Origin of the sequence: Pseudomonas sp. NCHU5216 (assembly GCF_052156495.1) — a bacterium.
Lineage (GTDB): Bacteria > Pseudomonadota > Gammaproteobacteria > Pseudomonadales > Pseudomonadaceae > Aquipseudomonas.
This window is the reverse complement of the sequence record NZ_JBQLIX010000058.1, coordinates 18882-27467: the sequence shown is the minus strand read 5'-3', so window position 1 is coordinate 27467 and position 8586 is coordinate 18882. Positions and strand designations below refer to the sequence as shown.

Sequence of the window (8586 nt, the reverse complement as noted above, 5' to 3'; positions counted from 1 at the left end):
CCGGGAGGGCGAAACCAAAAACATCAACAAAAACGCGGCAAGCCGGAACAAGCACCCGAACAACCAACAACCCACACCCAAACTTGCCAGTCCGGTATCGCTCAAACGCATCCTAGAAATAAAAAACCCGATGCCAGATCCTGGCATCGGGTTTCCAAGTAAGCCCCGTCGGGACTCGAATGCTTACGCGAGCAGCATAGTGCGCGGCGCTTAACGCTCCAGATACTGCAGCTTGTCCTTCACGCCATCCCACTCTTCGGCGTCCGGCAGCGAGTCCTTCTTCTCGGTGATGTTCGGCCAGACTTCCGCCAGGTCGGCGTTGAGCTCGATGTACTCCTGCATGTCCTCGGGCACCTCGTCTTCGGAGAAGATCGCCTGGGCCGGGCACTCCGGCTCGCACAGAGCGCAGTCGATGCACTCGTCCGGGTGGATCACCAGGAAGTTCGGGCCTTCGTAGAAGCAATCGACCGGGCAGACTTCCACACAGTCGGTGTATTTGCATTTGACGCAGTTGTCGGTGACGACGAAGGTCATGTCTGATTCTCTCCTCGGGCGGCGGCCTGCGCCCTTTCTGCGAAGGGCTGTCAGGCGCTCTATCTGGGGCCGCGGCTCAGGCTGTAAACCGGGCAGTCGTAAAAATGCGCGCGATTCTAGCAGCTTGTCGGGGCAAGCGTTAGACCTGCGTCTTCCATGTATATAACAGCTCGAGCGCCTTGCGCGGAGTCAGATCATCCGGATTGATCTTGCTCAATTGCTCCAGCAGGGGGTGCGGCACGCTGGCGAACAGGTCGCTCTGCATCGGCGCCTGCGGCTGGCCGGGCTCCTGGCGGGGCAGGTCGTGGGGCAGGCTGGTGGCTTCCAGGCGCGCCAGGTGTTCGCGGGCGCGGCTGATCACGCTGCCCGGCACGCCGGCCAGTTGCGCCACGGCCAGGCCGTAGCTCTGGCTGGCCGGGCCGGGCTGGACATGGTGAAGGAAGACGATGCGCTCGTTGTGCTCGGTGGCCGAGAGGTGCACGTTGGCCACCACCGGCTCGCTCTCCGGCAGTACCGTCAGCTCGAAGTAGTGGGTGGCGAACAGGGTGAAGGCGCGCAGGCGTGCCAGGTGCTCGGCCGCCGACCAGGCGAGTGACAGGCCGTCGAAGGTGCTGGTGCCACGCCCAACCTCATCCATCAGCACCAGGCTGCGTTCGCTGGCGTTGTGCAGGATGTTGGCGGTTTCGCTCATCTCCACCATGAAGGTGGAGCGGCCGCCTGCCAGGTCGTCCGAGGAGCCGATACGAGTGAAGATGCGATCCACCAGCGACAGCTCGCAGGCCGCAGCCGGGACGAAGCTGCCGATATGGGCCAGCAGCACGATCAGTGCGGTCTGGCGCATGTAGGTGGACTTACCGCCCATGTTCGGCCCGGTGATGATGAGCATGCGGCGGCTGTCGTCCAGGTCCAGGTCATTGGCCACGAAGGGCGTGGTCAGCACCTGCTCGACCACCGGGTGGCGGCCCTGGTCGATGCGCATGCATGGCTCTTCGACGAAGCGCGGGCGGTTCAGATCCAGATTCAGCGCGCGCTCGGCCAGGTTGCTCAGCACGTCCAGCTCGGCCAGTGCCGCGGCGCTGTCCTGCAGCGGTGCCAGGTGGTCGATCAACTGTTCGAGCAGGGCATCGTAGAGCATCTTCTCGCGGGCCAGGGCGCGGCTCTTGGCCGACAGCGCCTTGTCCTCGAACTCTTTCAGCTCCGGGGTGATGAAGCGCTCGGCGCCCTTGAGCGTCTGCCGGCGGATGTAGTCGGCCGGCGCCGATTCGGCCTGCTTGGTGGGCAGCTCGATGAAGTAGCCATGCACGCGGTTGTAGCCCACCTTGAGGTTGGCCAGGCCGGTGCGGGCCTTTTCCCGCGCTTCCAGATCCATGAGGAACTGGCCGGCGTTCTCGCTCATCGCCTGCAGCTCGTCCAGCTCGGCGTCGTAGCCGGTTTTCAGCACGCCGCCATCGCGGATCACCGCCGGTGGGTTGTCGATGATGGCGCGGGCCAGCAGTTCGGCCAATTCCGGGTAGGTGGCGATGGTATTGGCCAGGTGTTGCAGATGCGGGGTATCCAGCGTGGTCATCGCCTGCTGCAGCTCGGGCAGTGCGGCCAGGGCATCGCGCAGGCGCGCCAGGTCGCGTGGGCGGGCGTTGCGCAGGCCGATACGGGCGAGGATGCGCTCCAGGTCGCCGATTTCCTTGAGCTGCGGTTGCAGGGTCTCGAAGCGGTAGCCGTCGAGCAGGCAGGCAATGGCGTCCTGGCGCGCTTCCAGCACCGCGCGATCACGCAGCGGGCGGTTCAGCCAGCGGCCCAGCAGGCGGCTGGCCATGGCGGTCTGGCAGCGATCCATGACCGATTGCAAGGTGTTGTCGCGGCCGCCGGCGAGGTTGATGTCCAGCTCCAGGTTGCGGCGGCTGGCACCGTCGAGGATCACCGTGTCGTCCAGGCGCTCATGGCGCAGGCTGCGCAGGTGGGGCAGGGCGGTGCGCTGGGTTTCCTTGGCATAGCTCAGCAGGCAGCCGGCGGCGCCGATGGCCAGGGTCAGCTTCTCACAGCCGAAGCCTTTCAGATCCTGGGTGCCGAACTGCTGGCACAGGCTCTTGAAGGCGCTGTCGCGGTCGAAGTCCCAGGGCGCGCGGCGGCGTGAGCCCTTGCGCTTCTCGGCCGGCAGGCCCTGTGGCCAGTCGTCCGGGATCAGCAGTTCGGCCGGGTTCAGACGTTCCAGTTCGGCCAGCAGATTCTCCCAGCCGTTGATCTCCTGCACGCTGAAGCGGCCGCTGGTGATGTCCAGCACGGCCAGGCCGAACAGGCGCTCGTCGCCCAGCACGGCGGCCAGCAGGTTGTCGCGGTGCTCGTCGAGCAGGGCTTCGTCGCTGATGGTGCCGGGGGTGATGATGCGCACCACCTGGCGTTCCACCGGGCCCTTGCTGGTGGCCGGGTCGCCGATCTGTTCGCAGATCACCACCGATTCGCCAAGCTTGACCAGCTTGGCCAGGTAGCCTTCCACCGAGTGGAAGGGAATGCCGCACATGGGGATCGACTGGCCGGCCGACTGACCGCGCGCGGTCAGGGTGATGTCCAGCAGCTTGGCTGCCTTCTTCGCGTCTTCGTAGAAAATCTCGTAGAAGTCACCCATGCGATAGAACATCAGCTGATCCGGGTGCTGATTCTTCAGCTTCCAGTACTGCTGCATCATCGGGGTGTGGGCGGAAAGGTCAGAGTTGGTCATGGGAATCGATCGCTTGAAGTTGTCTTGCCTGATGGCTGAAGCGGGTTTGCCGGTGATGCCTTGGGCTGAGCGGCATCGACGCTTCGGGGCTCGTCGAATCGCCTGGCGGGCAGTGGGCCATAGGCAGGATTCGTGGCTCGTCCGAGGTGTCGGTTTCCGGCATCTGTGGTGAGGTCGTCGCACATTGGCGTAGTCGAACGGGCAGCGCTGTCGTCCTTGGCGCGCCGGCGGAGCCAATTGCGCTCAGCCGGGTGGCAATGGCCTCGAGCCTGTCCATTGTGCTCAGTCTGTAGGGTCGTTGCCGTTGGGCTGCCATTGACCTGTCTTCAGCATGAATAGCTCAAGGAATCCGGGAGGCATCGAGCGGGTCGCGCTGCCTCCCAGCGCTGCCAGGCGCGCAATGATACCTGAAAGCGGCGGCGCTTTCGTCAGGGGGGAAGCCTTGATGCGGATAGCGGTTGCGGGGCACCGGCAGCGCTGCAGGAAACGCTGTCCGGCTTGGCAGAAAGGGGGGCTGGGGCAGCCCCGCGCTCGATCAGTCCTGCGCCACGATGCTGTGGCTTTGGCAGCCCAGGTCGATGCGCCCGTCCTGGCTGACGATCCTGGCCTCGACGCGATCACCCACCTGCAGGTACTGGCGGCGGCGCTGCTGGCCCTTGATGAAGAACTTCCACTTCAGGGGTTCGGGCAGCAGGCCCGACAGTTTCACCAGCAGGCGCGGCGGCACGCTCAGGGCGCAGCCGGACGGCGTTCCGGTCATCAGCACGTCGCCGGGCTCGAAGTTCACGATCTGCGAGTATTCGCTCAGGGTTTCCGCCGGCTTGAACACGAGGTTGGCCGTGCTGTCGCGCTGGCGGACTTCGCCATTGACGCTCAGGCTCAGTTGCATCTGCCCCAGGTAGCCCATCTCGGATGGCTCGAGCAGGCACAGTACCGGCCCCAGGGGGCTGAAGGTTCGATAGCTCTTGCCTTTGTGAAACTGCATCTGGGGGAGCTGGACATCGCGCGCGGAGACGTCGTTGCCGATGCAGATGCCGGCGACGTATTCGTGCAGGTTGTTCTGCGTGACCTCCACCGGGGTCGAGGTGCGCTTCTTCATCACCAGGGTCAGCTCGATCTCGTAGTCCAGCAGCTTTACGTGCCTGGGCTTGACGATGGCCCCGGTCGGCCCGGTGATGGAGGCCGAAGACTTGGTGAAGAAGAGGTTGAAGGACTTGGCATCCGGATCCATGCCCGAGTCGATCATGTGCTCGCGGTAATTGGCGCCCTGGCACAGTACCTTGGCATCGTCGGTGATCGGCGACAGCAGTTCGACTTCGGTCCGATCCACAGCCTCGCTGCTCGCTTCCACCAACCTGGCTATCGCGTCATGGCCCTGGGTGAGAAGTTCTCGGGTAGTGGTGCAGGGCGTCGGCAGCACCCGAACCCTGTCGGCGGACTCCAGGCAACCCCACTGCACCGATGCCTGATGGCGGAAACGCACGATTGGAAGCGCCATGTCTGTACCTCATTCTTCTTGAGTGATCGACTGCCTGCGGCAGCCAGGTTGGCTACAACAGCAAGAGCCCGATGTTTTCCAGCAACTTCACCAGATGGAGCAGGAAGCGAGAGCCCAGGGCGCCATCTATGACGCGATGGTCATAGGACAGCGAGAGCGGCAGCAGCAGGCGTGGCACGAACTGCTCGCCATTCCACACCGGTTGCAGGCTGGCCCGGGACACGCCGAGGATGGCGACCTCGGGGGCGTTGACGATGGGGGCGAACGGGCCCCGGATACCCAGGCCACCGAGGGAGGAGATGGTGAAGCAGCCGCCTTTGATGTCGCTCGCCGCAAGCCGCCCCTGCCGGGCGCTGTTGGCGAGGTTGGCGCATTCGCGTGCCAGTTCGCGCACCCCTTTGCGGTTGGCATTCTTCACCACCGGGACGACGAGGCCAGCCTCGGTATCGGCGGCAAAGCCGATATTGATGTACTTCTTCAGGATCAGCTGTTGCCCATCGGCCGCCAGGGAGGCATTGAATTGCGGAAATTGCACCAACGCCTGGGCCAGCGCATGCATGAGCAGGGGCAGCAGGGTGATCTTTTCCTCGCCCTCGGCATTGGCCGCCTTCAGCAGCGCATCCAGGCTGGTGATGTCAGCCGTCTCGAACTGGGTCACATGGGGGACGTTCAGCCAGGCCCGGTGCAGATGCGCGGAAGAAAGCTTCTGAATGCGCTGCAACGGCCTCACCTCGATTTCGCCGAACTGGGCAAAATCGATTTCGGCTACCGGGGCGATGCCGCTCAGGCGTTCATCGGGCACGGCTGCCGTCATGCGCTTACGCACGAAGGCTTCGACATCCTCCTTGAGGATGCGCCCGGACTTGCCGCTTGCCGATACCTCGGACAACTTGACGCCGAGCGTGCGTGCCAGCTTGCGCACCACGGGCCCTGCCTTGGGTAGTGGCAGGCCGCTGGCGGCCGTTTCCGGCATGGCAGGTGACGCCACTGCGGCGGTTGCCGCCGGGGCTGGCGGGGCAGGGGCGTCCTGGGTCAGCGCCTGGGCGGGCGCAGCAGGCGCGGCCACTGGCTCGGCCGGCTGCTCGAGCGCCAGTTCGCCGAATATGTCGCCCTGGCTGACGCGATCACCCTCCTGGATCAGGAGGCGTTTGAGCACTCCAGCGCAGGGCGCGGGAATTTCCAGGGTGGCCTTGTCGGTTTCCAGCACGACCAGCGCTTGCCCGGCAACCACCGGGGTGCCGGGTCGCACGCTGATCTCGACTACCTGCACGTCCCTGTATTCACCGATATCCGGAACGCTGAGCGCTAACTGCATGGCGGACATGTTCATCGGGATGCTGCCGTCCTTTCGCGAGCTGCTTCGGTGCGCTGTTCCTGATGCCCCGACAGGCCGATGCCGTAGGTCGTTTTCAGCCGCTCGACGATCCTCACCAGGGTGCCGGCATCGGTGTCGGCGCGGCCCTTGGTTCGCCAGACCACGTGATGGTCGGGCCTGACCAGGATCGCGCCGTCCTCGCCCACTTCATAAAGATCGATGGCGGCCTGGCGGGTCGAGGGATCCATGCTGTCGAGCCCGATGATCCGCACCGCCATCTCGGCGCTGCCGGGCAGGGCTTGCAGGGCCTGGCTCCATTGCTCGGGCTTGGCGCTGATCAGGGTGAAGTCACGCTTGTCGAGCAACTGGTGGATGGCGCGCAGCTCACCATCGCAAAGCAGCATGACATGGGGCAGGCGCGCGCCAGGCCAGGTGGTCGGTCGATACTCGGTGACGCCCTTGCCGATCATGGGTTGCGCCGTGGCTTCGGGTTCCACCAGCCCCTGGCTGTAGGCGTAGCCATACTCCAGGCCGGTGGAAATGAAGTGCTCCTGTTGCTCGGGCACCTGGGCCTGCAGCAGCGCGCGCAGGCGCTTGCCCTTGGCCGTCTGCGCCTCCAGCAGGGCGGTTTTTCTCAGCGCGCCACGCATGAGCCAGTCCGCCAGAGAACCGCGAGTGGATTTGGGCAGCCAGGTAAAGGGGGCGAGGGTGAAGAGTTTCGTCACCTGCATGAGCCCGCGGTTGCGCAGGCCGATGTGGCAGGTGACTTCATCGAGCTTGAAGTGATTGCCCATGCTCTGCTCGGCAAACAGCCGGATCACCGGTTTGCGCTCGAGCTCGTAGGTGCCCAGCAGGCTGTCCGGCGCGCGGCCTTCGAGGATGGCGGCCAGCTTCCAGGCCACGTTATGGGCATCCTGAACGCCGCTGTTGAGGCCGAAGCCCCCGGTATGGGGAAAACGGTGCGCTGCGTCGCCAATCAGCAGCGCGCGGCCCTTGGCATAGGAGGCGGCCAGTTGCGTGGTCATCAGCCACTTGCCCATGGTGTGGATGGTGAAGGGTACTTCGCTGTTGCCGATGGCCAGCGGAATCACCTTGCGCCAGTAGTCCTGCCCCGCCCTGGCGACTGCCTGCTCGTCGCAGAGGTAAGGCGTCATGAGGATGTAGTTGTCGTCCGCGTGCTTGATCATCACGCCGCAGAAGTCCGGGTTGTAGATCCAGCTCAGCAGTGGGCGAGGTTGCGGATGAAGCTCATCGAGCTTCACCTGGAAGAATACGCTGGCCATGTTGGCCAGTGTCGGGCCTTGCATGGCGATACCCAGCAGCTCCCGTACCTTGCTGTTGGCACCGTCGGCACCGATCAGCCAGCGTGCGCCGATGCTGGTGCGCTGCTGGTTGGTGTCGCGCAGCGACAGCGTCACCTGGTGACCCGAATCATGCAGCGACTCGAGGCTGTGACCCTTGATGAAGGTGACCAGGGGCTCGGCTTCCAGCGCCCGCCAGAGAATCGGCATCAGCAGATGCTGGCCGACGTGGGCGATGCGGTATTCGCTGTGGGAGCGCACCCGCTCTACCAGTTCCCGATCGGCCAGCAGATCGATGCTGCCGAATTCGGTGCCCAGCAGGCTGGTGCACCAGCGGATGTTGCCGATCTCGTCTTCTGACGGGCACAGGGCCAGGATCTCCTGGGCCAGGGCGGGGGAGTACTGGGCCCAGATCTCGAATGCGCGGCCGTTCAGCACGTGCGCGGCCGGGTGCTGCAAGGGCGCCGTGCGGCGCTCGACGACGATGCTGGGGATGTCGTAGCTGGCCAGCAGCAGGGCCAGGGTGCAGCCGCTGGCACCACCGCCGACTATGACCACCGGTGCCTTCATGTCCGTGCTCATCACAGGGTTCTCCAGGTAATGGCCTTCATGTTCGCCACCGGCTTGCTGCCCGGAGGGGTGCCCGCGCCCTGTTTCAGCAACTCGGCAACCGGGGTGCCGGAGCGCAGGCGGGTGAGCAGGTAGTCGGGGTCGAAGTTGACGCCGATGGGGTTCTCGGCGAATGCAGGGCTGTTGAAGTACTGCTTGGTTTCTTCGGCAGTGGCGAAGTTCTCGACCTGGAACTCGTGCCGGTTGCCGTCCGGGTCTTCGTAGTAGAGCGAGGTGGTCGGCCCGTGGTTGATGCACCAGACCGGCTCGATACCCTGTTGCTTGACCCGCTCGTAGGTCAGCAGCAGGGCTTCCAGCGAGTCGAAGCTGTGAGCGATGTGATCCAGCCCGATCATCTTGCGCCGCAGCCAGGCCAGGGGGAACAGCAGGCGCAGGATGGCCGGCAGCTTGACCAGCGCCAGCCGATGGCTCTCGGCATCCCAACTGAGGAAGGTGACGAGTTTGCTCGCGTGCACCACCTCGGCGCCGAACACGAGGCCGTACCAGGCGATCAGCTTCTCTCGGCGTGGTGTCTTGAGCACCCAATGGGCGATTTGCGTGGGTGCGATCACAGGCTTGCTGGGCAGTGCAGATGTCTGGTTCATGTTCTGATCCT

The 8586-nt window shown here is 64.7% G+C and carries 7 protein-coding genes; 1 reads left to right on the top strand and 6 read right to left on the bottom strand.

Annotated features, from left to right (window positions below; genetic code table 11):
- Window positions 1–214: hypothetical protein (locus ACSVIK_RS24500; protein ID WP_442446744.1), on the top strand; the 214-nt coding region annotated here is incomplete at its 5' end.
- Here ACSVIK_RS24500 and fdxA read toward each other — a convergent pair.
- From fdxA to ACSVIK_RS24470, 6 genes are all read right to left on the bottom strand, one after another.
- The gene (gene fdxA, locus ACSVIK_RS24495) at window positions 211–534 is read right to left on the bottom strand and encodes a ferredoxin FdxA (protein WP_003244255.1); all 324 of its coding nucleotides are present in this window, start codon (window positions 532–534) and stop codon (window positions 211–213) included. The genes ACSVIK_RS24500 and fdxA overlap by 4 nt on opposite strands.
- Window positions 535–673: 139 nt before the next feature.
- Window positions 674–3247: a DNA mismatch repair protein MutS gene (gene mutS / locus ACSVIK_RS24490; RefSeq protein ID WP_442446743.1), complete on the bottom strand. Its 2574-nt coding sequence runs from the start codon at window positions 3245–3247 to the stop codon at window positions 674–676.
- A gap of 535 nt (window positions 3248–3782) precedes the next feature.
- Entirely contained in the window at window positions 3783–4745 is a 963-nt protein-coding gene (locus ACSVIK_RS24485) for a fumarylacetoacetate hydrolase family protein (RefSeq protein ID WP_442446742.1), read from the bottom strand.
- A gap of 52 nt (window positions 4746–4797) precedes the next feature.
- Entirely contained in the window at window positions 4798–6075 is a 1278-nt protein-coding gene (locus ACSVIK_RS24480) for a 2-oxo acid dehydrogenase subunit E2 (protein ID WP_442446741.1), read from the bottom strand.
- Window positions 6072–7943: an FAD-dependent monooxygenase gene (locus tag ACSVIK_RS24475; RefSeq protein WP_442446740.1), complete on the bottom strand. Its 1872-nt coding sequence runs from the start codon at window positions 7941–7943 to the stop codon at window positions 6072–6074. The genes ACSVIK_RS24480 and ACSVIK_RS24475 overlap by 4 nt, the downstream gene beginning before the upstream one ends.
- A complete protein-coding gene (locus ACSVIK_RS24470; RefSeq protein ID WP_442446739.1) occupies window positions 7943–8575 on the bottom strand; it encodes a VOC family protein in 633 nt (210 codons plus the stop codon). The genes ACSVIK_RS24475 and ACSVIK_RS24470 overlap by 1 nt, the downstream gene beginning before the upstream one ends.
- Window positions 8576–8586 lie beyond the last annotated feature (11 nt).

Coding starts and splice junctions, on each gene's coding strand:
- ACSVIK_RS24485 (WP_442446742.1), bottom strand. CDS start 4,745: ATGGCGCTTCCAATCGTGCGTTTCCGCCATCAGGCATCGGTGCAGTGG.
- mutS (WP_442446743.1), bottom strand. CDS start 3,247: ATGACCAACTCTGACCTTTCCGCCCACACCCCGATGATGCAGCAGTAC.
- ACSVIK_RS24480 (WP_442446741.1), bottom strand. CDS start 6,075: ATGAACATGTCCGCCATGCAGTTAGCGCTCAGCGTTCCGGATATCGGT.
- ACSVIK_RS24470 (WP_442446739.1), bottom strand. CDS start 8,575: ATGAACCAGACATCTGCACTGCCCAGCAAGCCTGTGATCGCACCCACG.
- ACSVIK_RS24475 (WP_442446740.1), bottom strand. CDS start 7,943: ATGAGCACGGACATGAAGGCACCGGTGGTCATAGTCGGCGGTGGTGCC.
- fdxA (WP_003244255.1), bottom strand. CDS start 534: ATGACCTTCGTCGTCACCGACAACTGCGTCAAATGCAAATACACCGAC.